Origin of the sequence: Neobacillus sp. DY30 (assembly GCF_030123065.1) — a bacterium.
Classification (GTDB): Bacteria; Bacillota; Bacilli; order Bacillales; family Cytobacillaceae; genus Neobacillus.
The window spans coordinates 5,316,617-5,342,592 of record NZ_CP126093.1 but is presented as its reverse complement, the minus strand read 5'-3'; the positions used below and the strand labels follow the sequence as shown (position 1 = coordinate 5,342,592).

General features: G+C 39.1%; 24 protein-coding genes. 10 read left to right on the top strand and 14 right to left on the bottom strand.

The window, feature by feature from the left end:
- The first annotated feature begins 76 nt into the window (after nt 1–76).
- On the top strand, nt 77–1,129 hold the full coding sequence (locus tag QNH29_RS26435) for an NAD(P)/FAD-dependent oxidoreductase (RefSeq protein ID WP_283862235.1): 1,053 nt from the start codon (nt 77–79) through the stop codon (nt 1,127–1,129).
- A 33-nt stretch (nt 1,130–1,162) separates the two neighbouring features.
- Here QNH29_RS26435 and QNH29_RS26430 read toward each other — a convergent pair whose 3' ends face one another.
- From QNH29_RS26430 to QNH29_RS26420, 3 genes are all read right to left on the bottom strand, one after another.
- The gene (locus tag QNH29_RS26430; protein WP_283862234.1) at nt 1,163–2,086 is read right to left on the bottom strand and encodes a glycerophosphodiester phosphodiesterase family protein; all 924 of its coding nucleotides are present in this window, start codon (nt 2,084–2,086) and stop codon (nt 1,163–1,165) included.
- Nucleotides 2,087–2,376: 290 nt separating this feature from the next.
- Entirely contained in the window at nt 2,377–2,604 is a 228-nt protein-coding gene (locus QNH29_RS26425; RefSeq protein WP_283862233.1) for a hypothetical protein, read from the bottom strand.
- Nucleotides 2,605–2,801: 197 nt separating this feature from the next.
- Nucleotides 2,802–4,742 (bottom strand): EAL domain-containing protein, encoded by a 1,941-nt coding sequence (locus QNH29_RS26420; RefSeq protein WP_283862232.1) that lies wholly within the window; start codon nt 4,740–4,742, stop codon nt 2,802–2,804.
- A 572-nt stretch (nt 4,743–5,314) separates the two neighbouring features.
- Between QNH29_RS26420 and QNH29_RS26415 the strand changes: the two genes are divergently transcribed.
- Nucleotides 5,315–6,280, top strand: coding sequence for a 2-hydroxyacid dehydrogenase (locus QNH29_RS26415; protein ID WP_283862231.1), 966 nt, complete (start codon nt 5,315–5,317; stop codon nt 6,278–6,280).
- A gap of 35 nt (nt 6,281–6,315) precedes the next feature.
- On the opposite strand, the gene QNH29_RS26410 is transcribed toward QNH29_RS26415, so the two are convergent.
- Nucleotides 6,316–6,612 carry a c-type cytochrome gene (locus QNH29_RS26410; protein ID WP_283862230.1) on the bottom strand — a complete coding sequence of 99 codons (297 nt, stop codon included), beginning with the start codon at nt 6,610–6,612 and terminating at the stop codon, nt 6,316–6,318.
- A 224-nt stretch (nt 6,613–6,836) separates the two neighbouring features.
- Between QNH29_RS26410 and msrA the strand changes: the two genes are divergently transcribed.
- Complete coding sequence (msrA, locus tag QNH29_RS26405) at nt 6,837–7,784, top strand: peptide-methionine (S)-S-oxide reductase MsrA (protein WP_283862229.1); 948 nt, start codon at nt 6,837–6,839, stop codon at nt 7,782–7,784.
- A gap of 14 nt (nt 7,785–7,798) precedes the next feature.
- Here msrA and QNH29_RS26400 read toward each other — a convergent pair whose 3' ends face one another.
- From QNH29_RS26400 to QNH29_RS26365, 8 genes are all read right to left on the bottom strand, one after another.
- The gene (locus QNH29_RS26400) at nt 7,799–8,461 is read right to left on the bottom strand and encodes an MOSC domain-containing protein (protein WP_349654874.1); all 663 of its coding nucleotides are present in this window, start codon (nt 8,459–8,461) and stop codon (nt 7,799–7,801) included.
- A gap of 67 nt (nt 8,462–8,528) precedes the next feature.
- A complete protein-coding gene (locus tag QNH29_RS26395; RefSeq protein WP_283862228.1) occupies nt 8,529–9,758 on the bottom strand; it encodes an ATP-binding protein in 1,230 nt (409 codons plus the stop codon).
- A 144-nt stretch (nt 9,759–9,902) separates the two neighbouring features.
- The gene (locus QNH29_RS26390) at nt 9,903–10,667 is read right to left on the bottom strand and encodes an SPOR domain-containing protein (RefSeq protein WP_283862227.1); all 765 of its coding nucleotides are present in this window, start codon (nt 10,665–10,667) and stop codon (nt 9,903–9,905) included.
- A 106-nt stretch (nt 10,668–10,773) separates the two neighbouring features.
- A complete protein-coding gene (locus QNH29_RS26385) occupies nt 10,774–11,682 on the bottom strand; it encodes a DMT family transporter (RefSeq protein ID WP_283862226.1) in 909 nt (302 codons plus the stop codon).
- 133 nt (nt 11,683–11,815) lie between these two features.
- On the bottom strand, nt 11,816–13,018 hold the full coding sequence (locus QNH29_RS26380; protein ID WP_283865750.1) for an aminotransferase: 1,203 nt from the start codon (nt 13,016–13,018) through the stop codon (nt 11,816–11,818).
- The gene (locus tag QNH29_RS26375; protein ID WP_283862225.1) at nt 13,018–13,521 is read right to left on the bottom strand and encodes an Lrp/AsnC family transcriptional regulator; all 504 of its coding nucleotides are present in this window, start codon (nt 13,519–13,521) and stop codon (nt 13,018–13,020) included. The genes QNH29_RS26380 and QNH29_RS26375 overlap by 1 nt, the downstream gene beginning before the upstream one ends.
- Nucleotides 13,522–13,807: 286 nt before the next feature.
- Nucleotides 13,808–14,338 carry an NUDIX hydrolase gene (locus QNH29_RS26370; protein ID WP_283862224.1) on the bottom strand — a complete coding sequence of 177 codons (531 nt, stop codon included), beginning with the start codon at nt 14,336–14,338 and terminating at the stop codon, nt 13,808–13,810.
- A 75-nt stretch (nt 14,339–14,413) separates the two neighbouring features.
- Entirely contained in the window at nt 14,414–14,887 is a 474-nt protein-coding gene (locus QNH29_RS26365) for a VanZ family protein (RefSeq protein WP_283862223.1), read from the bottom strand.
- 71 nt (nt 14,888–14,958) lie between these two features.
- Here QNH29_RS26365 and QNH29_RS26360 point away from each other — a divergent pair, with 71 nt between their 5' ends.
- The 3 genes from QNH29_RS26360 (at nt 14,959) to QNH29_RS26350 (ending at nt 16,722) form a co-directional block, all read left to right on the top strand.
- The gene (locus QNH29_RS26360) at nt 14,959–15,351 is read left to right on the top strand and encodes a VOC family protein (protein ID WP_283862222.1); all 393 of its coding nucleotides are present in this window, start codon (nt 14,959–14,961) and stop codon (nt 15,349–15,351) included.
- Nucleotides 15,352–15,382: 31 nt separating this feature from the next.
- A complete protein-coding gene (locus QNH29_RS26355; RefSeq protein ID WP_283862221.1) occupies nt 15,383–16,285 on the top strand; it encodes a GNAT family N-acetyltransferase in 903 nt (300 codons plus the stop codon).
- 143 nt (nt 16,286–16,428) lie between these two features.
- Entirely contained in the window at nt 16,429–16,722 is a 294-nt protein-coding gene (locus QNH29_RS26350; protein WP_283862220.1) for a hypothetical protein, read from the top strand.
- A 120-nt stretch (nt 16,723–16,842) separates the two neighbouring features.
- On the opposite strand, the gene QNH29_RS26345 is transcribed toward QNH29_RS26350, so the two are convergent.
- A complete protein-coding gene (locus QNH29_RS26345) occupies nt 16,843–17,271 on the bottom strand; it encodes an ester cyclase (RefSeq protein ID WP_283862219.1) in 429 nt (142 codons plus the stop codon).
- A 188-nt stretch (nt 17,272–17,459) separates the two neighbouring features.
- Here QNH29_RS26345 and QNH29_RS30510 point away from each other — a divergent pair, with 188 nt between their 5' ends.
- The gene (locus QNH29_RS30510) at nt 17,460–17,822 is read left to right on the top strand and encodes a DUF5658 family protein (RefSeq protein ID WP_481858759.1); all 363 of its coding nucleotides are present in this window, start codon (nt 17,460–17,462) and stop codon (nt 17,820–17,822) included.
- A gap of 37 nt (nt 17,823–17,859) precedes the next feature.
- On the opposite strand, the gene QNH29_RS26340 is transcribed toward QNH29_RS30510, so the two are convergent.
- On the bottom strand, nt 17,860–18,351 hold the full coding sequence (locus QNH29_RS26340; RefSeq protein WP_283862218.1) for a sigma-70 family RNA polymerase sigma factor: 492 nt from the start codon (nt 18,349–18,351) through the stop codon (nt 17,860–17,862).
- Between the two features lie 332 nt (nt 18,352–18,683).
- On the opposite strand from QNH29_RS26340, the gene QNH29_RS26335 reads away from it, so the two are divergent.
- From QNH29_RS26335 to QNH29_RS26325, 3 genes are all read left to right on the top strand, one after another.
- Entirely contained in the window at nt 18,684–19,205 is a 522-nt protein-coding gene (locus QNH29_RS26335) for a DUF6241 domain-containing protein (protein ID WP_283862217.1), read from the top strand.
- Between the two features lie 144 nt (nt 19,206–19,349).
- The gene (locus QNH29_RS26330) at nt 19,350–19,820 is read left to right on the top strand and encodes a hypothetical protein (protein ID WP_283862216.1); all 471 of its coding nucleotides are present in this window, start codon (nt 19,350–19,352) and stop codon (nt 19,818–19,820) included.
- 845 nt (nt 19,821–20,665) lie between these two features.
- Complete coding sequence (locus tag QNH29_RS26325; RefSeq protein ID WP_283862215.1) at nt 20,666–25,906, top strand: 5'-nucleotidase C-terminal domain-containing protein; 5,241 nt, start codon at nt 20,666–20,668, stop codon at nt 25,904–25,906.
- Nucleotides 25,907–25,976 lie beyond the last annotated feature (70 nt).

Here is a 25,976-nt window from a genome sequence, read left to right as displayed (position 1 = left end):
ATTGTAAATCGAGGGGAAATCCAGTAATCTTATTGATAATGATAATCAATTACAGTTGGTTAGGGAGTGGACGGAAATGGAACAACAAGATTTGTTTGATGTGACGGTAATTGGCGGGGGACCTGCAGGACTTTATTCTACTTTTTATAGCGGACTCCGAGAAATGAAGACAAAGGTCATTGAATACCAGCCGGCTTTAGGCGGAAAGATTCATGTCTATCCAGAAAAAATGATCTGGGATGTCGGCGGTTTAACACCTATTACAGGAGCTAAATTAATGGAACAGCTTGTTGAACAGGCGTTAACCTTTAGTCCAACCGTGGTATTGAATGAAAAAGTAGAGTCGATTGCGCGTAATGAAGAAGGTATCTTTGTTCTACAAGGATCTTCCGGACAAAAGCATTTTTCAAAAGCAGTGATTGTGGCCATTGGCAGTGGTATATTGAATCCACAAAAACTGAACATAGAGGGTGCAGAAAGATTTGAAGTGTCTAATTTACATTACACTGTTAAATCCTTTGCGCAATTTAAGGATAAAACCGTCATTATATCGGGCGGCGGGAATTCTGCTGTTGACTGGGCAAATGAATTGGAATCAATTGCGAAAAAAGTCTATTTAACCTATCGAAAAGAAGAATTGGGAGGACATGGCCAAGAAGCACATTCCACAAAGCTTCTTGAAAGCTCTGTGGAATGTTTCTTTCAATCTTCGATCACCAAGTTAATTGCCAACGGCGACCGTGATGAAATCGCCACCGTGGAATTAACAAACCACGAGACAGGTGAGGTATCATATTTAGCAGTAGATGAAGTGGTCATTAGTCATGGGTATGAACAGGACGCAACACTTTTAGAAAATAGTGAATTGAGTATTGATCGAGTAGATAATTACTATATTGCCGGAAACGCAACAAGCGAATCCTCCATTGAGGGTCTTTATGCTGCTGGAGATATTTTAATGTACGAGGGGAAAATCAATTTAATTGCCGGTGCGTTTCAGGATGCAGCCAATGCCGTAAATAAAGCGAAGCAGTTCATACAGCCTGACGCGGCAAAAGTCGCGATGGTTTCTTCCCATCATGAGGCTTTTAAAAAGCGTAATAAGGAACTAATCAAGCAAATGATATAACTAGAAAAGAAGGTGGACTGATGGAGTCCACCTTTATTTTGTATGGGATGAGATTCGATCAACCCGATTCGTCCAGATCCCGCCGCTATAATTAGCAGGAAGTCTTTTTAAATCCTCCGGAGTATCATAGCCCTCCGACCAGCTGCCATCACCGGCAACTACAATGACCCGCGTATCGACACTGTCCATTCGGTTTAAGAACTTTTCCGACCAGCCCCATAACCATGGAGCAATTTTTTCTGGTATATGCAATTGTGTTTTCTCGCAAGCGGAAGGGATATAACCGGTCCAGCCGACTGCAATATAAGGAAGAAGACAGCTTTTTAACGTCGCTTTTGACATGACGCGAAGTTCAGGGATTTCTTCTTTAATCGTTGCAATGGGCTGATCACCGCCGTAGACGGTCATCTGGGCTAAGCGTTTTGCCGGCAGCTTAGATAGCAATTCAGCCAGTTGTTTGCCTTCTTCGGGGGCATCGCTTTTGATATGGATCAAAAAAGAATTATCAGGAAAATGTTCTAATACTTCGTTCAGAGAGGGCATGAGACCAACACCCTTACCACGAAAAGGATATGTTTTTCCATTATTACCCGTATAGCCATAACCGATATCTAACTGTTTTAATTCTTCCATCGTATATTCCTTCGTGGTTCCTTCAGCATTGGTCCGGCACTCCAGTGTCCAGTCATGAAAAACAGCAAATTGCCCGTCTTTTGTAGGCTTAATGTCTAATTCAACAACATCTGCACCGTTCTTAAATGCCGCCTCCATCGAAGGGATTGTATTTTCTAAGAATGAATGTTCAGGTTTGAAAATTCGCTCAGCAGTACAGGTATCGCCTTGGATACCTTCCATACTAAAGGTTTGTCCTAGCCCTCGGTGTGCAAGAAGCAGCGGGTTACCCTCACGATCCTTTGCAAATAGATTGCTATTGTTTAGGAAAATAAATAAAGACAATAAGAGTAGAAATATAAGAAATCTTTTTAGTATCTTCTTCAGCTTCGTATCCTCCTATATAGATATTCATGATAAATAACGCAATGAGGAGCAGAAATGCTTCAATTTTTTTTATGATTTAAGTCAAAGTTAGCGGATTTTAATCAGCATTACAAGATTTAAAAGGCTAATATTATGTTATAGATGACGTTATCAGCGTTAATTAAAGTCAATCGGCGTTAAAGGAAATATATCAGCAAAAGTCACATCAACAATAAAAAAACTGATTGGATCTCCCAATCAGCCATAATTTACATTCTCTCTTTTATGTCATCTCTAATGGATTCGATAAGACCATCGGATAAATTAGCTGGCAGCGATGTGCCATCCTTGAAAACCCAGGCATTGATAATTTCCAAATCTGCCTTTTTAAAAGTAATGCTATAGTTCATTTCATGATGGATAAACTCTGCCGTCACATATTCCTCACTGTCAAAATCATCATCAATAATCAAATTAGTTATTTCATAATGCTCCACAATCCAGTCTCCTTTTAACATACGATAAAAATAGTGTTTGCTAAAAACAAAAGTTTATACTCCAGTGACAGTGTCCACATGGGGTGGACACTGTCCACGAGCGGTGCCTGTCACCAATTTATTGTCATCCATAACTGTCACCAATTATAAGTCATCAAAAAGGAACCCTCTAGTTATGAAGGTTCCTTTCTAGTGATTTATGAGATTTTTGAGGGTGTTGTGTTTTCGATTAGGGCATTTATTTGTAAGACTGTTAATGGTTTACTATATATGTCACCCTGGACGATATCACAATGGTGTTCTTTTAGGAAGAGCAGCTGTTCTTTACTCTCAATTCCTTCAGCAATAACGGAAAGCCCGAGGCTATGACCTAAGTAGATCATTGTCTCTACTAGTGCTTTGTCTTTTTGACCGGCCATAATATCTTGGTTAAATGGCTTTGGAATTTTTAAGGTGTTAATAGGAAATCTTTTAAGATACATTAAAGAAGAATATCCTGTACCAAAGTCGTCAATGGATATTCTTACACCCAAATCCCGCAGTGCCTGCATTTTTTTAATCGCTGCTTCTGCATCGGTAAAAGCCACGCCTTCTGTAATTTCTAACTCTAAATAATTTGGATTAAAGCCAGTTGTTCTTAAAGCATTGATGACCATCTCTACCAAATTTTCGTGAAGGAATTGGACAGGAGACAGGTTTACAGCGACTTTTAAATGGCTTTGTCCACTATCATGCCATGCTTTTCCCTGCATACAGGCATGATTCAAGACCCATTCACCTATAGGAATAATCAGCCCGGACTCTTCAGCGACCGGTATAAATTGAATGGGAGATACCATACCAGCTTCGACAGTATTCCACCGCAGTAATGCTTCAACTCCAACAATTTCCCCTGTCTGTAAACTCACCTGTGGTTGATAATTTAATACAAATTCATTATTTTTTAGCGCTTTACGCAGCCCATTTTCAAGTGCCATTATTCTAGAAACCGTTTTGTTCATATCGATAGAATAAAATTTGTAATTATCTCGGCCTTCTTCTTTGGCGCGATACATGGCCATGTCTGCATTCTTCATTAGCTCTTCAGTGGTTTTTCCATCACTTGGGTAAAAAGCAATCCCGATACTCATTGAAACGTGTAATTCCTGACCTTGAATGATGATCGGTTTTGCGACTACCGCTCGGATTCGTTCCACTAAAGGAATCACATCTTCCACCGCCCGAATCCGGTTTAGTAAAACGGTAAATTCATCACCGCCTTGACGGGAAATTGTATCAATTTTGCGGACGCTTTTAGCCATTTCTTTGGTAACATGCTTTAACAATAAATCACCAAATTCATGACCCAGTGTATCATTAATATTTTTAAAACGATCTAAATCAATAAAGATAACGGCTAGCTTAAAATGATTTCGTTTCGCCTCATCCATGGCTGTTTTCAGCCGTTCCAGAAACATCCTTCTATTTGGAAGCCCGCTAAGTACATCATGGTAGGCCATATATTTCATTTTCCTTGCTGCAGAAAGAAGCTGCTGGTTTTTTGCGCTTAGTTCCTCTGTCCTTTCCCCAATTTTTTGCTCTAATTCCTCTGTAAGTTCATGGTACTTAATTAACAATGTTTGGTTTTCTAGAGAGGCAAAAATGTGCCGTGATAGTAGCAATAAAATGGCTGCCGCAGAGCCAATGATTAAACTATTTGAATCATCATGTTGAAAGATCATGGTCATAAACAAGAGGATTATACTTAGATAAGGCAATAGTAATCTTAGAGTGATAGAATTTTTTAGAGAATGGCTCTTATTTTTCTTTTCGAAGGTTACACCGTCGTTTTGCGCCGCGAGTGTCCCTGCAATCCCCATTAATAAAGGGGAAAGAGTCCATAATGGATGAAATAGACTTTCTATAAAAGGAATATTGTTTATTGTGAAAATTAAATAAGAAGAATCAGCAATCACTTGAAGCAGCAAGCTTGATAGTATTACAACTCGAAATGGGGATAATTTTTCAGACCCTAAGTAGAATATCATGGCACCAAAAAATAGGATTAAATCCCCTAGTGGCAATCCTATAAAAATATTATACGTTTGGTGATTCCGTATGATAAAATACCAGCTTAACGTAACAGCTGTAATCATCATAATACTGGTATCAAAGATGAATTTTATAAGGTGAACGTTCTCATTTTTTAGCAAAATTTTATAAATAAAGACGGTAAGAAAACATACTATCTGAAGTATAAAAAGGAAATGATTCCATTCAAGGGACAGAATTTCTTTTTTACTATTTTCTAGTAAAGCCAGAAAATTTAAAAAATACCCTAGCGAAAAAAATAACCATATGTAATTTTCTTTCGTTTTTACTTTCCGATAAATGAAAAATAAAATAATAGATGAAGAGAGGGGAGCAGTAAGAGAAAATAGATTCTCCCCAGTTGTTGTAACGGCGCCGGTATTTCTCCAGAAATAAAGCCAGAGATAATAACCTAGTGTATGAAAAAGTGTATAGTAAATGTAAAGTTTTTTTCTAACCAGCCAATCCATCTATGACACTCCCGCGAGAAATCAGATTATTCCCATTTACTTGAAAACGTAAGACTATTTTACCATCTAGAAATGTGGGAGGTTGTCGAAAAATGTCTGTATTGTGGGAAATACTGCTAATTGTGATTTATTTTTCCAATTATTCGAAATGATAGAGGGGGAATACAGAATTGAGACCAAAAATCTACATAACGCGAAAGCTGCCGGATCAGATTGTTACAAGATTAGCAGAGGTTTGTGAAGTGAAAATGTGGGAAAAGGAAGAGGAACCCGTTCCTAGAGAAATCCTTGAAAAAGAGATTGTGGATATCGACGGTCTTTACTGTTTATTAACGGAGAATATCGACAAACCTCTGTTAGATTTGGGAACGAAATTGAAAGTTGTCAGTAATATGGCGGTTGGCTATAACAATATCGACGTGGCTGCGGCGACAGAAAAAGGGATTATGGTAACCAATACACCAGGAGTATTAACAGAGACTACTGCAGATTTAACCTTTGCATTGTTAATGGCAACAGCCAGGAGAGTGGTAGAAGCCTCCGATTACTTACGTGCTGGTGATTGGAAAACATGGTCGCCGATGCAATTGACCGGAAAAGATATTCATGGGGCTTCCCTAGGAATCTTCGGGTTAGGGAGGATTGGTGAAGCGCTCGCAAAAAGAGCAAGAGGATTTGATATGAAAGTTTATTATCATAACCGCACACGAAAGCCTGAAGCAGAGGCACAGCTTGGGATTGAGTTCGCAGAAAAAGATCAATTGCTTCGTGAATCCGACTTTGTCTGCGTGTTAATGCCTTTCACGCCGGAGACAAAGAATTATATTGGTGCAGAAGAGTTATCACTTATGAAAAAGTCGGCTATCTTGATTAATACCGCCCGCGGCGGAATCGTCGACGAAGAAGCTCTTTATCATGCTTTAAAAAATGGAGACATTTGGGCCGCCGGCATCGATGTTTTTGAAGAAGAGCCCGTGAGGACAGACCACCCTCTGCTAAGCCTTCAAAATGTTGTTGCCCTGCCGCACATTGGCAGTGCTAGTCAGAAAACTAGACTAAAAATGGCAGCACTGGCTGCAGAAAATTTAGTACAAGGTCTTCTGGGAGAAACACCTAGACATTTAGTGAATCGGTAATCGAAAAAAGGTTAGGAGTCTCCTAACCTTTTCCGTTATTTTTCTAAAAGCCATTTTGTAACGGTTTTAGCTTCTTCTTCTGTTAGGAGTCCGCCGGGCATCATGCCGACCCCGTCGTTTAGTAATTTAAGCAGTTCCTCTTCTGAATACTTTGCTTTCATATTTGTTACTGGCGGGCCTGCTAATCCTTCTAAGTTTTCACCATGGCAGGATAAACACCCGAATTTATACAAACCTTCACCGTCCGCAGGTCTTTTTGCGTCAGCTGTATTAGATGCACATCCTGCTAATAATAGTAATGAGAGGGCAAGAACAATCCAAATTCGTTTCATCAAGTTACCTCCTAATGGCAGCGTAATCATTAAGAAAAGATTACATTACAAAACTAAATATTTTCTAAACGAAAGATTAAAATTTTCTTAAATGGATATCAATCCTGGGTAGTGGGTGAAAGACTGGCGGATAGCAGGAGTTAGTTGCGGATAACAAGACAGCAGCACCCCCTAACCGCAAAATCTACTCTGTCAATTGAAAATAGAATAAAGGAGCTGGCAAAATGACTGAATTAGCAACGTTTGCAGGTGGTTGTTTTTGGTGCATGGTATCACCATTTGATGAGCAGCCTGGAATTAAGGAAGTGATCTCGGGGTATACAGGCGGCCATAAAGAAAACCCGACTTATGAGGAGGTTTGCTCAGATACGACGGGGCATTATGAAGCGGTTCAAATTGCCTTTGATCCTGAGATATTCCCCTATAAAAAATTGCTGGAGATTTTCTGGCAGCAAATTGACCCGACGGATGCAGGCGGGCAATTTAATGATCGCGGTTTATCGTATCGTACCGCCATTTTTTATCACACAGACGAACAAAAGATGTTGGCAGAAGAATCAAAGGCAGAGCTCACTGCGAGCGGACGTTTCCAAAAGCCGATTGTCACGCCAATCCTGCCCGCTGGTCCCTTTTATCGGGCAGAAGAAAAACATCAGGACTATTATAAAAAAATGCCTTTTCACTATAACCACTATCGTGAGGGTTCAGGCCGGGCAAAATTCATACGTGAAAACTGGAAAAAGCGTAAAAGTGATGAAGAGCTGAAAAAAGAATTAACCCCACTTCAATATGAAGTCACAAGGAAAAATGCCACAGAGCCACCTTTTAAAAATGAATATTGGAATAACAAAGCTGAAGGAATTTATGTAGATATTATTTCAGGTGAGCCGCTTTTTAGTTCACTAGACCAATATGATGCTGGCTGCGGATGGCCAAGCTTTACAAAGCCGCTAAGGCGATATGAACTCGAGGAAAGATTTGATACTTCGCATGGAATGAGGCGGATTGAGGTTCGAAGCAAAACGTCCGATTCCCATCTCGGACACGTGTTTGACGATGGACCTGGTCCTGACCGTGCCAGGTACTGCATTAACTCAGCAGCACTCCGATTTGTCCCGAAGGATAAACTGGAAGAAGAAGGTTATGGCCAATTTTTAAAGCTGTTTACCTAAAGAACTCCCAAGGCTCAGCCTGGGAGTTTCTCCATTTTCTCCTTTTTTTCCATGAGGTATTCCCGCCACTGCCCCGCAAGCTCCTCGACACCCAATATTTTATCTATCAATTCAATAGATGGAGAGGGATCATGAAAGTAAAGTTGATGGATGGAGGAAACGGTGATTTGTGCAGGATGTGAAATCAGCTTTTTTATCTGAGAATCTGCCGTTATTTTTCCTTCTTCCAGCACTCTGAAAAAATAACCGGTATATCCCGTTTCAACAATTCTTTTCAATAAAAGGTTATTGTAATTCCGTTTATTGATAGTGGAGCAGGGATACCGGCCTTGAGATACCTGCAGGACAGCCTCTCCAATTTGAAAAACATCTCCAATATAAACCTCAGCTTCCTTCATGCCAATAGGTGTTACATTTTCACCGAATGCAGAGGGTTCCAATTTACTACCGAAGACACTTTCCCAATGTGCATAATGTTCAAAGGGATATACGCAGACTACTCGCTCTGAGCCGCCATGGTACTCTGGATTCGCGACCTGATCGCCATTTATTTGATCAAAGCCCACAAAGAGTTCTTCACATTGTTCCTTCCAGATACCGGACTCGTAAGCCTCATTTTTATAAATCTTAGTTTTAGGCACTCCCTTGCTTAAATATATAATTTCTCTGTCCAGCAAAGATCTTCGCCTCCTTTTTATTTATTTTACTATATATAAAAGAAACCCTCATAATCTTGAGAGTTTCTTAAGTAAGACTGAAAACACGCTGGGTAATGGTCGGTAAGATAACTTCGATTGTTGTTCCTTCATTTACTGTGCTATCAATGATAAGTTGACCATTATGACTTTCTATAATTTTATAACACGTCATAAGACCGAGACCGGTTCCCTTTTCTTTTGTCGTATAAAAGGGTTCACCGAGAGTTGGAATTCGGTCCTTTGGAATCCCAATACCCTGATCGATAATTTTGATGGAAATTTTCCCTTCTTCTTTTACCTTTACTCTAACATCAATGTTGCCGCCGCTAGGCATGGCTTCTATGGCGTTTTTTAGCAGGTTCAAGAAAACCTGTTTTAATTGGTTTTCTTCACAGCTTATCATAGGCAGGTCGCATTCAAATTCTACGAAAATTTGAACATTGTTTAAGATAGATTGCGTATTAATTAAGGTGACGACATCTTTAATTAATAACTTCACATCTTTTTCTGTAAAAACAGCGGCAGTTGGTTTAGCGAGTAAGAGAAATTCTCCAACGATGTCATTGATTCGATCAAGCTCGGATAAAACAATATCATAGTATTCTTCCTTATGTGTAGCGGTTTTGAATAATTGTATGAAGCCTTTTATCGAGGTAAGAGGATTGCGAATTTCATGGGCTATGCCTGCAGCCATTTGACCGAGAAGGGCTAACTTCTCAGATTTTTGCAGAAGTTGTTCCGTCTGTTCTTTTCTTTCTGTTATATCTCTACCAATAGACAAGATCGCGTCTTTTTCACCAAATGTAATGGACAAGGAGGAGCCTTCAAATATAAACGAAGAGCCATCTAATTTTTTAAATTTGTATTCAATATTGTTTAAGGGGTGTACTTCCTTTTTAACTTGTTTCAGACGTTCATCAAGTCTTTCCTTATAGTCTGGAAAAAGATAATTGTAAATAGAGGTTCCAATAACGTCTTCTTTCCGATTTGCACCAACCATCGTAATGGCTTCCTTATTGACATAAACCACCTTATTATCTTGGTGAATAATAACAGCTCTTGGCAATGAATCAATTAATTTTCTATAGCTATCTTCACTATCCCGTGCTTTTTTTTCTAAGAAACGCGCACGGTCATATTGCCAGCCTGCCAGCCATGCAATGGCTGTAAAAATAACAAAGTCTACCGCAAAAAAACGGTCATGGTTCATAATCGTTTGGAAACTGGAAAAAAGAACCGATATTAACACTAGAGTGATTTGCCCTAATCTATTCATACGTTTTCCTCAAATTATAGAATTTGCTATTATCATATCACGAATGGCTGCAAGATTAATAGAAAATTTAGGATAAAAGGCTCATTTATCATGGTGATTTTTTGACAAAAAAAAGCCGGCTGTTGGCTGGCTTTTGAAATCTATTTATGCTTGGGCCATTCTTCGGTAAATGTTTAAGATTGACTGACCGTAGGTGGTGCCTGGTACAGCCCATTTTCCGTTCAAGGCGGTCCATGTTGGGGCAGATCCTCTATTTACAAGGTGAAAGCGGGGGTCAACCAGTGGGTATCGGTTTGGTAATGCTGCTGTTGTTGCATAAGCATACAAGTGCTGGAGATGTGCAAGTACACCTTCTTCGGGTGTACTGAAACTGGCTCCTCTGACCGCACCGCCTGTCGCCCCAATGCCTGCAAAGTTGTTTTGACTGCTCCTTACATCTCCTGTAAACCGAAAATAGCCTGTTTCCTGCATAGCTTGTGCAAAGGCAACATCACCTCTAATGCCATAATACTCCCCGAAGGATTTATAATATTCCCCTAACAAGGGTGCACTAGGGTTTAGCAATCTGGCAAACGCGTTCATTTGCTCAGCCGAGAGCTGGGTAGGGCCTAAAATTGAGGAAGGATTGAGATCGATACTGCGGGGACTTGCAATTGTGCTAGAAGTCGGGCTGGCAGTGTCGTTTTCTGTTACGATGAAAGCATTTATTCCTGTCTTTACCCTGATTTCATTTACTCGATTTTCTGCATTCTCTCTCGTTGAAAAGGCACCTGTTTGTACCCGGAACCAAGTTTCACCAGAAATGACGGTAGATACGATAAAGGATTGGATTCCTTTAGAACGCAGGAAAGCTACTCGTTCCTGTGCATTTTCCCTAGACCTGAAAGACCCGGCGAATACTTTGTACATTTCATCTCCTCCATCATGATGTTTTTTTTATTTTATGAGAAGAAGAAAGGGCTGTCGACGGACAACAGCCTGTAAAAGTAGAAAAACCCCCGGATGGAGGTTTATATCAAGTCCCGCTCTTAACGGCTGCTTTTAGATAAATCTTTTTTTGCTGTTGTGTTAAAAAGAAAAACACACCAAGAAGCACGAGCATTCCACCTGCAATTTGCCAGCTGGCAAGATGTTCATTTAATAAAATAACTGCCAAAATCGTGGCACCAACAGGTTCACCTAGTATACTCATTGATATGGTTGTAGCATTGACATAGTTTAAGAGCCAGTTATTGATGATGTGACTGATCGTCGGAACCGTTGCAAGCAAGAGGAAAATCCCCCATTCCTTGGCCGGATAGCCGCTGAAAGCCACTGAGGTGCTAAGGTTATAGATTGATAGAACAATGGCGGCAATAAAAAACACAGTAAAACTATAAATCCAATGCGACACTTTTTTCACAATGCTTTGACCAATCATTAAATAAACAACGACGGCAATTACGCTTAAAAAGGAGAGAATGTCTCCGAGGATGGCTTCCTGACTTAAAGCAAAGTCACCCCAGCCAATCATCATCGCACCGATGATGGCAATTCCCATTGTCATCAATGCCGAACTTGTTGTTCGTTCCTTAAAAAAGAAGTATCCGCCAATCAAAGAGACAATCGGCTGCAGGGCAAGTATTATGGTCGAGCTAGCTACAGTGGTTAATTTTAACGAACCGAACCAAAGGACAAAATGTAAGGCTAAAAATAGGCCGGAAAAAAATAAAAAGACCCAATCATTTCTAGTTATTTTTTTGAATTCCTCGCGGTTTTTCCAGACAATAGGAAGCATTAGCAGACTTGCGAGCAACATGCGATACATACTTAAAACCGATGCGGGTGCATCAGACCATTTTACGAAGATTGCTGAAAATGAAATCGCAATAATTGAAATAATCAACGGCAAAACGATTGATCTGGAGTTTTCTTGATGATTCATTTCTATCCCCTTTTCATGACATATAAATGAATCTTACCATAAATAGCGCTTCCCAGATACTAACAAAACTCACCAGATAAAGACAAAAACGCCAAGCCCTGAATCATATAAGGGTTGGCGTTTTTGCAGATGTTTAGTTATTTGTATATTGTTCTTGTGTTTGTTTTACTTTCAACGAGTCCATGAATCGGCTGATACGCTGCATCGCTTCTTGGAGCTGTTCCATCGAAGTGGCATAAGAACATCTGATGTAGCCTTCGCCGCTCTCGCCAAAGGCACTGCCGGGAACAACCGCTACTTTTTCTGCTAGTAAAAGCTCTTCTGCGAATTGTTCAGAAGTCATGCCTGTACTTTTAATCGAAGGGAAGACATAGAATGCGCCGCCTGGAGTGTGACAGTCCAACCCGATATTGTTTAACGATTGAACGATGTAATTTCTTCTCCTGCGATAACTTCTTCTCATGCTTTCCACTTCGTGATACGTATTTCGTAAAGCCTCGATGGCACCGTGCTGTAGCATATGTGGTGCACACATCGTTGTATATTGTAAAATTTTAACCATTTGCTCCGCGAATAGCTGAGGAGCTGCTAAGAAACCTAGACGCCAGCCTGTCATCGCAAATCCTTTGGAGAAGCCGTTAATTAAAATGGTTCGGTCGTACATGCCCTCTATGGAAGCGAAGCTTGTATATTCATCATCATAGGTTAATTCTGCATAGATCTCATCGGAGACGACAAGTATGTCGTGTTTTTCTACCACCTGGGCAATTTTTGTAAGTTCTTCTTTGTTTAAATAGGTGCCCGTTGGGTTATTAGGTGAACAAAGTAAGATTGCTTTCGTTTTGCTAGTGATAGCACTTTCGATTTGTTCCGGTGTCAGCTTGAACCCATTATCAGGGTGGGTTGAAACGGGTATTGGCTTACCACCTGCCAAGGTAACTAACGGTGCATATGAAACGAAAGCCGGTTCAATGATAAGTACTTCATCCCCGGGATTTAGGATAGCGCGGAAGGTCAAGTCAATGGCTTGACTGGCGCCTGCAGTTACAATTACTTGGTCGACAGGATTATACTGGACGTCAAATCGCTTCTCTAGATAAGAAGAAATTTCCTGTCTTAATTCAAGTAAGCCTGGGTTCGCAGTGTAGGAAGTGTAGCCTTCTTCTAAAGAAAGTATAGCTGCTTCCCGAATGCTCCATGGCGTGATAAAGTCTGGCTCCCCAACACCTAGAGAAATGACTCCCTTGATAGAGGCAGCAAGGTCAAAAAACTTCCGGATTCCTGATGGCTTTAGTTCCTTTACCATTTCAGCTAAATAATGTTGGTGGTCTTTCATCATGGTGAAACCACCATTCGACGATCGCGATCATTGTTTTCGCCAAAGATGACGCCATCATGCTTGTATTTTTTTAACATGAAATGAGTGGTGGTGGAAATAACATTATCGATCGTTGACAGCTTTTCCGAAACAAACCTAGCGATCTCACTCATTGTTTTTCCTTCAATCGTAATCGATAAATCATAAGCACCAGACATGAGATATAAAGAAGTAACCTCAGGAAAACGATAAATTCTTTCTGCGACATCATCAAAGCCAACTCCGCGTTTCGGGGTCACCTTGACATCAATCATCGCGACGATATTTTCCTTGCCGACCACCTTGCTCCAATCAATCAAAGCAGGATAGCTCACAATAACCTTCTCATCCTCAAGCTTCTTAATAATCGCCGTAACATCCTCCACACTTGAATTCACCATCAACGCAATATCCTTCACAGGAATCCTATGATTCTCCTCCAAAATCGAAAGAACCTCCAACTCCTCATCTGACAACCTCATCGTTACATCCCCCTCAATACGTTCAAAATTTAATATTACTATAATACATCATTGTTAGAATAAATAAAATAATTTCTGGTGGTTGGGAGGAGGTTGGCGGTTGTGGGTTGGTGGTGGGTGGTTGGTGCCTGTCACCACTCGTGGACACTGTCCACCTGAGGCGGACAGTGCAGGGCGTTTATTTGTTATGCAAGGTAGAATAGTTAAGTGTCGGTGCCTGTCACCCACGGTGTTTTGTTTAAACAAGAAAGGGATTTAGCATGTGTGCTGTGCTAAATCCCTTTTTCTACTGTTCATTTTTTATGAGATATCGAAGGATCGCTGCGAGTCCGGCTCCGTGTTTGAATTCACCGCTTAGTATAAGCTGATTTAACTCGTTCATTGTGATTGTATGTAATTCTATTTGTTCAGTGGCTTCGAGCTGCTGCTCTTTTTTTATCAGGTCGGTTGCAGCGAAAAGAAAAATTTGCTCACTCGTTGACCCTGGGGAGGGGTAAACACTCCCTAAATCCACCCAATTTTTTGCCTGAAAGCCTGTTTCTTCTTGGAGTTCTCTTTTGGCTGCGGAAAGAGGTTCTTTGTCTTCACGGTCAATCGCTCCTGCAGGCAGCTCCCACTGCCATTCCTTTACTGCATGCCTATATTGCCGAATACAAATAACCTTGCCGTCCTCGGTTATTGGCAAAATACAAACTCCCTTTGAGAAATTTACATAAGAGAAATGCATATCTGTTTGATTTGGCAGAGTTACATCCTCTTGAACAATCTCGAATCGATCTACTTGGTCTTTTTGAACGTTGTTAATTTTCCACTCCACTAAAGTACACCTCAATTGTATAATTCATCTGACTATTCCTATAGATGAGATTCTGTCTCAATCTGTAAAATTCCTTTAATTATTTAAATCAATACGACTAGAATGTTTTATCCTCAAAATGTTTGCAATCGCTAAAGTAAGTAAAATACCTATCAAATCAAATCCAATATCAAAAGCCCTTCCACCACGGCTGAAATATAGTTGTAGAATTTCGGTTAGAGAAGCAAAGGAAGCAGTCATCGCTAGGATTATCATATGAGATCGAAATTTCATTAAAAGCAGGATCGTAAGAACCTGAAAAACTACTATATGGCCAAGTTTTTGCAAAAGGAATCCCTTACTAAGAACATACGGCAGTGGTGACAGGAAATCAGAAAAGGTTGGATCTCCATCCCATCGAAAACGCAGTACACCCTGTTGGATTAAATCATGAAAACTGGAGGTACAAGTAAAAATCAAAATGACCGTACACCAAACAAAAATAAACAAGCTTCGCATAATTCCAACCCCTTTTTCAACCACAGTTTGAACGCTTACAAGAGGTTTCATACATAAATCAGTGTATAAATGGTACAATTTGCATAAATGGTGACAGGCACCATAATAAAGGAGGTTTTTTTATGGCTGTGAAGAAGTTGGAGCATGTTGGTGTGATGGTGAGTGATATGGAGGTTTCTGTTGATTTTTATGGGAATGTGTTGGGGTTAGATTTGCTGGATCGGTTTGCTGCGAATGAAACGACTGAGTTGGCGTTTTTGGGAGATCGTGCTAGTGGACAGGTTATTGTTGAACTTATTTGTGGGAAGGACAATAAGTTTCCTGATGAAGGGAAGGTTCATCATATTGCCTTTACGGTCGACGATATTGAGGTAGAGATTGACCGTCTTAAAAAGTTGAAGGTGCATTTTACACAGGATGAAACTTCTATTTTGGCAAATGGAAGCAAGTATATTTTCTTTAAGGGGCCAGATGGGGAGACGCTGGAGTTGTTTCAGCCTGAGCTAAAAAAATAGAATTGAATGAGTAAATCGGAGGGGACCCAGGGTGAGAGTGGAAGGCTTAGAAAAAGAGAGAGTTCTCGATTTTGTTGCTTATTGTAAGAAGCATAGAAGTGAGCTAGATGATTCCTATTTGTATGATTTTGATTTATTGAAGTTTCAGGCAGGGGATGAAAATCCAACATATCTTGCACTAAATCAACAGGATCAAATTGTCGGAGCCGCCTCGCTGGTTATGGATGATTATCATAAGCGTGGAAGAAGGGCTCGGTTTCGGATTTTTCATAGCGAAACCCAAGATATACAATGCTATCAGCAGCTGCTAGAGAAACTCTTAAAACATACTACTAGCCTAGAAAAGGTTTTTCTGTTTATCCCAGTAGGAAATAAAAATTTGATAGAGATGATTGAAGGCTTGAAGTTTTCTGTAGAAAGATATGCTTTCCTGCTTGTAAGAGAAGATCTAGACGTACCGGAAGTCGAACTGCCAAACGGGTACGAACTTAAAGCATTTCGTCCTGACCAGGATGAAGAAAATTGGTTAACCGTACGAAATGCTGCTTTTTCAAAACTGAAAGGCAGTGAAACACCTCTTACCACGGAGGGTGTAAAAACATTGCTAATCGATGATGATTACCTGGAAGGCGGGATGATGATCCTATTTCACCAGGGTAAGCCAGTAGGGGTGATTAGAGGAGCCGATGATGAATATGAAGAAGCACCGATTATGAACATTGGCCCTGTCGCTATTTTACCTGAGTACCAAGGCCGCGGATTAGGAAGAAGCCTGCTAAGGGCTTCATTAAGGTTTGCTAAGGAAAAAGGCTATAAACGAACGATACTTAGTGTTAACGGAGAAAATGAGCGGGCACAGGCGTTATACGTTCAGGAAGGCTTTAAACAGGTTGACGCCGTTGCATGTTATCAGTATTTGATAAATAATCGATAGGTGTAAAAGGCATTTTCTCATTTCAACAGAGAAAATGCCTTTTTTCTATTAAAACGGCTTTATTCTTAAAAATATTTATTTATTTTCGTACGTTCCATATCCTTTGAAATTCCATATGCTTTAGTAATAAGGGGTGAAATGTAATGAAAAAAGACCAATTTGACGCAGAAACATTAAAGCATATAAGGAGCAGACTGGATACGGTTTATGCCATTGCCAAGAAAAATTACAATGACAACCCTGAATTGATGGACACAATCGAGAGTTTAGCTCAAATAGCCATTATGTTTACCACTATTAAACTACAAGAGGTTAACGGCGACGAAAAAACCGCTAGCCCTCAAGGGTACATCCTTTCAAAACTGTCACACTCGTACTCACGAATGACAGAATATGAAAAACAAAAAACGAAAGATTTTCCAGAATGGAAACTGTAAAATGGCAGTCCTAAGTGGAAAGAAACATGCAACGTTCGACTTCAGATTCCAATGGCCATACATCGTTACCTAATAACAAAGGCTCAGAGTTAGTTTAGACTCTGAGCCTTTGAATTTGGGTCAAAAAGCCTTATGAGTGTTTTTGGTTAAAGCTCCTAACTCAAAAAGAATAGCTGCGTCACTATTTTCGCACCAAAGCTCTTTGACTTTACCTTCATGAAAAAGAAAAATCATAATACCCGTTTCCTTTACCCGCTGGTTTTCTGAAGGGATATTGAACCATCCGCCCTTATACGTCATCCAGCCTGTATAACGAACTACTAACTTTTCTCCCTGCTCAATAAAGTCATCAATTACCCATTCATCGTCTTGAAAAACAGAACGATACCACGACATGAATTCTTTCATTTTTTCTCTAGTATTGTCACCATTTCTTGAATGATATAAAAAATCAGCTGTTGTGACTTCATCTAAAACATTTAGATTCCCTTTAGTAAAATATTCGTTAAACCACTTTTCAGCGGTTATCCTTTTTTCTATACTAACCATCTTTTTCCCCTCCACCCTTGTGTATGTTTATCTTAGCACGATTTCAAGTTAAGCACTTTCCTTCGAGTTTTCTTTTTAAAACTCGACCTGTAACGTCAATTTTAAATGTTTATAAATTGTTATTTACCCTTGTTACGGTAATATCGAAAAGATTATAGAGAAAATTGTCTAACGATTAATTTTCTCCTATGAAGGATATCCTGCTATTAATAAGGAAATTCGTTATTAGGAACAACCAGGAGGTGAGGGACCCAATGGTCTTGCTCTTTCATTATTTATCTCTCTTAAATATATTTGACGGTTTCATAACTTATTTTGGTTTGGAAAAATCACTAATACAGGAAATGAACCCGCTCATGCTTAAAATATATGAAGCAGAGCCGTCCATGTTTTTGATTATTAAGATCGTATTTTCGCTGTGCCTTTATATGTTTATTCTTTTTAAGAGAGTACCAAAATCTTCCCTTACAAAGGGACTCACGGTCTTTGCCTCATGTTTCTATACACTGATATTTTTCCTCCATTGCTACTGGGTCGTTGTTCTGATGTAAAGGTGCCAAACCATTTTTATGGAAGGCACCTTTTTCATTATGCTTTAGATCCCATGGCTATTTTTAATTTTTCGCGCGCTCCTTTTCGCCAACTTTTTACTGCAGAAAGTGAAACCTTTTCCTTTTCGGCAATTTCGCTAACACTTAAGCCTTCAACAGCCGTATGAAAAAGCCATTTTCTTTGATTGGGTGTTAGATTACGACCATATCGCATGAAAATATCTTTTTCTAGAGGTGCCTCTCCAGTACACGGAGCTTCTGCATATTCCCAGAATTCTTCCTTCGGGTAAAAATTTCTTTCCGACTCCACCGTTTCCTTCGTTAATTCCATGAGTATATATCCTTTTATATAATGATAAGCGTAGGTGGAAAAATTCCCTTTTCCGGGGTCAAACCGCTTGCTTGCCTCCCACAGTGCGATAAGACCTTGCTGGCGGAATTCGTCTTTGTTTTTATATATGTGAAGTGAGGAAATAATTCGTTGAATCATTGGTTCATATTGAATAGCTAACTGTTCAAAGCTCTCCAAGGATAGTCCCTTTCAGAAAGCGCGCTTTTCATGTTATTCCCGGGTACCTTTACCATATCGAGAAACGTAGAGAGTATCGAACGGCATTGAAATACATAACTTCAACGAAATTGTCAGAACAATCATGTTTTGTGTGATAAATGGAATTTAGTTAGGGAAATTTGCATTTTTGCGTAATTATCAGATAATTTTTTAAAAAATAGTGGTAAATACTCATAGGTGTTAACCCTGTCTTAAATAATCAGTACAAGTATCTGGGATAATTTTGTATAATTAATAGAAATTGGGCTTTTGCCAAAAAAGATAGATTTAGAGTTTAGGGGGAGAGCGCAATGAAGAAGGTGAAAGTGTGGGGTCCTATCGTTGGGATTCTAGCTTGTATCGTGGGAGTTTATTTTTTTCTAAGTGAAGATAGCAACTTGAAAATCACTGGTAAGAAAAATGACCCCGTTGCCGCAAAAGAGGCACAAACAAAAATCGATAAAAGCTTTGAGACCCCGGTATCAACGAAAGTAATGGAACAATATGAAGCTATGAATGAAGGGGAACTTATACAAGAAGTTCACAACATGACTCATCAGAAGGTGGAGGCAGACAAAAAATGGGGATCCTCCGAAATCACCGCTGATAAAGTACAGATACTATATGATGTAATAAAAAATAAGAACTTCAAAAATAGCAGCACGAAACAAATGCTTATAGACATCCTAGAACCCTGGATTGGGAAAGACTTCACCAACGCCGTAAGCGCCCACAACCGCATTTGGTCCTACCAAAAAGGAAACATCGGCAAAGCCACCCGTCTACTTACCCCGCAGGAAGAACTAGATTATATAGAAAAAGAATTCCGCTGATCGAGTGGTGCTCCAGTGGTGCCTGTCACCGCTCGTGGACACTGTCCACCTCAGGTGGACAGATGGTGAGGAGAACTTCATTAATATTTAGAAGGGGCTGGACATAGTCTTTAGTATGGGAAGTCTGTGCTAAAGGAGAGGTCCATGTCTAGAAAGTCAACTTCGATTAAAGGGTTTATAGTGGGAATAGTCTTACTGGGGTGTATAGTTACTGTTGTTTTGTTAATAAAAGGTGCTTGGTTTTCGCCTGATGAAGAGGCTGCTGCTGTGGTCGAGGAGTTTTATTTGTATGAACAGGAGGGGGAATTTGCTTCGTCCTGGGGCCTTTTTCATTCAACGATGAAGGAAAGATTCGGTAAAGGGCATTATATCCAAGACCGTGCTCATGTATTTATGAACCACTTTGGCGTTGAAACCTTTAATTTTACAATGAGTGAACCTGAAAAGATTGACCAATGGAAAATGTCCAAGTCAGGGCCAGCCTTAAAAAACGTCTACAAAATCTTGGTTACCCAAACCTACAAAGGAAAATATGGCAATTTCGACCTTGAACAAGAGGTATTTGCCGTTCAAGAAAAAGATAAGTGGACAATTCTTTGGGATTACAACCAGTAGCCGGGCCGTACAATTCCCCCTGAGGTGGATTCTTTAGAGGGACGAACTTCATTCATATCAGGACGAGACTGGACATCGTCTTTTCAGAAATCAATTCATGAGCCAAAGTCAATAGACAAGGTGTGTGCATTTCTTGATAACTTGGGTCAAAGAATCTTTAAGAATGGGGAACTCTAGCAAGTGAACCAATTCAAGGTAAAGTGCGACGAAGTAGGACGGTAGACTGGTGTCCCAAAATATTAACAGTAACTTGCTGGTGTGAAGTCGATATTGAATCGTACTCATGCCAGCTTTTTATTTATATGTTTTATAAGTATAGTAATCTATATTAGGTTATGAAAATAAAAGTACGTAAATGATGCAGGTTTTTAAGTTCTAAAATTTTTAGGTATTAATGAAGCAGAAAGATATTTCTAACGGAATCAGGCAAAACTGGTTCCGTTAGTTTTGTCTGTCTCACGGCACCATTTCTGGAAGCTGTCGAAAAATGTTTATTAAAAACGAACTAAACAATAATAACTTTTCACCGCGTAATAATTATTTCCCACAGGATAGAATCCTATAATTTCTAAAATTAATACTAATCATAATAAAGAAAAATCGTCAAAATTTCACAAAATTATAATTTAGCTTGTTAGAAAAATTATATAATTATATAATTTTTACGGGAGGTTTTTGAATAATAGAAGTAGTAAGAAATTCGCTACTTTTGAAAGCGCTTTATGATTATATCTTTATCCGAAGTAATAGATAAACTTGGTTGATATCTAGACTTGGAGATTTAGAGGGTTATTCAAACAATTAATACAATGTAAATGTCTTTTATAAGGCATAGGGGGAGAAAAATGAAAAGAAGCCATAAGAAGAGTTTGAGTATTGTCACAGTGCCTGTCTTACTAATGAGTTTGCTTTCACCAGTAGCCGGCACTAATGCAAGGGCTGAAACTGTTAAAGCTACGGATTTGATTATTTCAGAATATATAGAGGGATCTAGTTTTAATAAAGCTATTGAACTATTTAATGGAACAGGTGCAGAAGTTGACCTAACTGGATATACACTAGAATTATATAATAATAGTAGTACTGCAACTACAGGTGTCACAACTACGAATCTAGTTTTACCATTAGATGGAAAGGTTGCAGCTGGTGATACTTATGTTATTAGTCGTTCAGATGCACATGCTGACATTCTAAAGGTAACTAACAAGTATGACGATAAAAAAACTGTTATTAATTTCAATGGTAACGACCAAATCGTACTTAAGAAAAATGGACAGGTTGTTGATTCAATCGGACAAGTAGGTTCAGTTGAAAATGTTTTAGCGGACCTTACTCTTGTAAGAAACAGCAATATTACATCAGGAGATACAAACATAACAGATGCGTTTGATAGAAATAACGAATGGACTAGCAAAGGAAAAGATGTCTTAACTGAGCTTGGAAAGCATGAAATGGGCGGTACGGCTCCTAGTGAACCAGCTCCAGAACCAACAGTGATTTCCGTTTCAGATGCACGTCAACTTGGTGCAAATCATTCTGTAACAATTGAAGGTATCGCGACAACAAATACAGGTCTTTGGGGCAGCGAAACATTCTATATACAAGATGCAACTGGCGGCATGTATGTCTATAATAGCCCACAAAATGTAAAACCAGGCGATCAAGTAAAAATTACTGGCGATTTAGTATTATACAAAGGTGAATTAGAGATCAAACCTACGAATCTTGTAATCGTATCCAATGGAAATCCACTTCCTGCAGCACAGTCTGTTAGGCAAGTAGATGAAACGACTCAAGGTGAATTACTGAAGCTAGAAAGAGTAACAATCTCTGAAATGACAAAGGATAGCTACGGTACTGCTACTTTCCAAGCTGTGTTTGATAATGGCGACAAAGTAAGAGTAATTCATGATAATCGGACAGGTTCTACTTATGATGAATTAATTAAACATTATAAGGAAGGCGATTTAGTTCATATTGTTGGACTTGGTTCTATAGATGATAAAGGATTTAACTTAAAGACTACTGGTCTTGATAGTTATGACTTAGTTAATAAACCAGCAGTTTATACTACTATTGGTCAAGGTGTTGTCCCGGCTGGAACAAAAATTGTATTGAACTCTGGCCTTGAAGGTGCTGAGATTTTTTACACAACAGATGGAACAACTCCAACTGCAGCAAGCGCAAAATATGTTGAACCAATTACATTGGAAACTGGTGAAACAACTATTAAAGCGATTGCAGTTGTGAACGGTACTGTAAGTGAGGTATTTAGTTTTACGTATAAAATTTTAAATACTCAAGGGATTGCCATCCATGATATTCAAGGAAAAGGACATGTTTCCGAATATAACGGAGCTTCCGTTCAGGGAATTACAGGAGTTGTAACTCACAAATTTAATAACAACAGCTTTGTAATGCAGGATGTTACTACCGCAGACAATGACAATGCAACATCTGAAGCAATTGAAGTATCTAAAACAGCTCACGGAGTGAATGTCGGTGATACAGTAACGGTTGACGGAAAAGTTACAGAAACTGGCGGCGGTGCGAACCTGTCTACAACAAGAATTACTGCAACTACAGTTACAATAACAGGTACAGCTGCATTGCCAGCACCACTTGAAGTTGGCAAAGATATCGTGCCTCCAAACAAGGTCATTGATAATGATCAAATGCAGTCATTTGACCCAGCAGAAGATGGTATTGACTTCTGGGAATCTGTTGAGTACATGCGCGTATCATTCCCGAATGCCCTTGTAGTCGGACCTCCATATTCTAACGATGTACCAATCGTTGTGGAAAGTACGACAAACAATCAATTGAATGTTTTGGGCGGATTGAATATCGCAAAAGACGATTACAATCCAGAGAAGATATTCCTTGATAATGTTGGTTCTGATTTCCGTTCTGGTGATAAGTTTGATGGTACTGTAGAGGGTATCGTAACTTATTCATCTAACGGTTATCAAGTAGCGACTGATAAGACCAAATTGCCTGCTCTAATCAAAGCAGATTTAAAACAAGAAGTTACGCATATTGTACCTGCAGAAGAAAAATTAACGGTTGCATCTTACAATGTTGAAAACTTCTCAAATAATACAGCAAACACACCAGATCATAAAGTAGCAAAAATCGCAAAGACATTTGTGGAAAATATGAAGTCTCCTGACATCATTACTCTTATAGAAGTTCAAGATAATGACGGTGAAACTGATTCAGGAAATTCAGATGCAACAGAAAGTTACAAACGTTTAATTGAAGCGATCAAAGTGGCAGGCGGCCCAACATATCAATGGACAGATGTTGCACCTGTAAACAATACAAGCGGTGGTGCCCCTGGCGGTAATATTCGCGTCGGATACCTTTATAATCCAGAACGTGTTACATTGGTTCAAGGAACAAAGGGTGAAGCAACTCAAGCAAACGGATGGACTGAAAATGGTAACCTAAAACTTAACCCAGGTGTCATTAATCCAGAAGTATTCTCTGGAACACGTAAACCAATCGCTGCAGAATTTGAGTTCCAAGGTCAACGTGTCGTAGTAATCGGTAATCACTTGAATTCTAAGGGTGGAGATGAATCTCTATGGGGATCCAGCCAGCCTCCAAAATTAAACTCAGAAGTTCAACGTCTAAAATTGGCCCAGGAAATTAACAGCTTTATTAAAGCAGGCCTTGCACAAAATCCAGCTCTTAATGTAGTTGTTACTGGGGATATGAATGATTTTGAATTCACACCAGTTCTTGACACACTAAAAGGCAATGTTTTAACAAATATGGTTGATAAAGTTCCTGCTGAAGATCGTTTCTCTTACTTCTTCCAAGGCAACAACCAAGTATTAGACCATATTCTAGTTACAAATAATCTCGTACCAAACACTGCAGTTGATATGATTCATATCAATGCTAATTTCACGGAAGCACAGGGACAAGCATCTGACCATGATCCTGTATTGGTTCAACTAGATTTCCCTGACTTATCCATTATTCATGCAAATGATACACACGCAGCTTTAGAAAACATGCCTAGAACAGTAACAGCTGTGAAGGATGTAAGAGGAACAAATCCAGGAGCACTTCTTCTTCATGCTGGGGATGCATTTACCGGAACATTGTTCTTTAATGAATTCCAAGGAAAAGCAGACCTAGATATGATGAACTTGATGAAATTTGATGCAATGACTTTTGGTAACCATGAATTTGACTTAGGTTCTTCAGCTCAAGGACATCAAAAATTAGTTGACTTTATTAAGGGAGCTAATTTTCCATTTGTAAGTGCAAACGTTGATTTTTCAAAAGATGCTAAATTTGATGGGTTATTCAATGATTCAATTGTGACAGATTTTGAAAATGGTCAAATTTACAATGGAATCATCAAAGAAGTAAATGGTGAAAAAGTTGGTATTTTTGGTTTAACAACTGAAGAGACAGCAGATATCTCAAGTCCAGGTACTATTGCATTTGAAAACTATATTGCAGAAGCGAAAAAAGCAGTGGAAGCACTAGAACTACAAGGTGTTGATCGTATCGTTGCGTTAACTCATATTGGTTATGACGACAATGCAACTATCGATAATGACTTAATCCTTGCAGAACAAGTAGAAGGCATTGACGTGATTGTGGGCGGACATAGCCATACAACATTAGCAAAACCAACGGTTATTGCGAAAGATGCAACTCCTACTGTAATTGTCCAAACTGGAAACTCAAACAGCAACCTAGGTGTCTTAAATGTTGAGTTTGATGATAATGGTGTTGTAATTGCTCATAATGGCAAATTAATTGCAATTGATTCTAAAATTGCTGCTGACCCTGAAGCAGTAAAAGTTTTGGAGCCATATCAAACACACGTAACTAAGGTATCTACTACAGAAATTGGTGTAACTACTCCAATAGCATTGGAATCTCCTCGTACCAATGGTGATAATACGAAACCAAGTGTACGTAAAAATGAAACTATTTTAGGTAACTTAATTACAGATGGAATGCTAAAGAAGGCAAAATCATTCACTGGTAAAAATGTTATCATGGCATTACAAAATGGTGGAGGTATCCGTGCCTCGATCGGACAAGGTCCAATCACTGTAGGTGAGGTAATTACTGTACTTCCGTTTAATAACACTCTAGCAACAATGGAAGTAACAGGTGCTGAGTTAAAAGCAGCATTTGAAATTTCTCTATCTCAATACCCAGCAGAAAATGGCGGATTCCTACATGTTGCTGGCGGTAAAGTGGTATATGATATGACGAAACCAGCAAAACAGCGTATTGTTTCTGTATCTTATTTAAATGAAGCTGGTAAATATGTAGAGGTTCAAGATGATGTGAAATACACTATTGCTACAAACGCCTTTACAGCAAAAGGTGGAGACGGCTATGATGTCTTTGCAAAAGCATATGCTGAGGGACGTGTAACTGACCTAGGTCTTTCAGATTGGGAAAACTTCCGTGATCACTTAGTAAGTATTGGAAGCGAAGGAATTCCAACTGAAATTGAAGGTCGAATAATTGATGTGAAAGATGTAGAACCAGTAGAAATTAAGGTTCCAGTAATTAAACAAGGTAACAAGTATACAATTAATGAAAATGCACTTGAAAACCTTGAGAATAAAACAGTAGTTGTTGTTGAAGTTGAAAATAAAACAAATGCTACTTTAACACTTACTAAAGCGCAAATTCAAGCATTAAAAAATGCAAGTGCACAGGTTGTGGTTAGCAATGGAAATGTAGATGTACAAATTCCTGCTTCTATGCTGCCATTTGCAGAAAATCTTGATATTCTTGTGAAGAAAAAGCAAGAAAAAGCTGCATTAGCTGCTTATGACTTTAAAATCGAAGTCGATGGCAAAGAGTATCATAAGTTTAATGAACAAGTTAAACTTACATTTAAGGTTGATCCTAATCAGGTTAAAAATCTTAATAATGTAAAAGTTTATAAATGGAATGAAGCGAAAAAGAACTGGGAACTAATCGGCGGAGAATACAATAATGGCGAAATTTCAGTTTATACAGATCACTTCAGTACATTCGGTGTATTCGAAGTCACTCCAGATTCTAAAAAGATTCCAACAAAAGGTAATTAAACTATTGAACACAGCAACAAACAACTTTAACAATTAACATCCAATTATTAGTTGTTACTAAAAAAGTAGG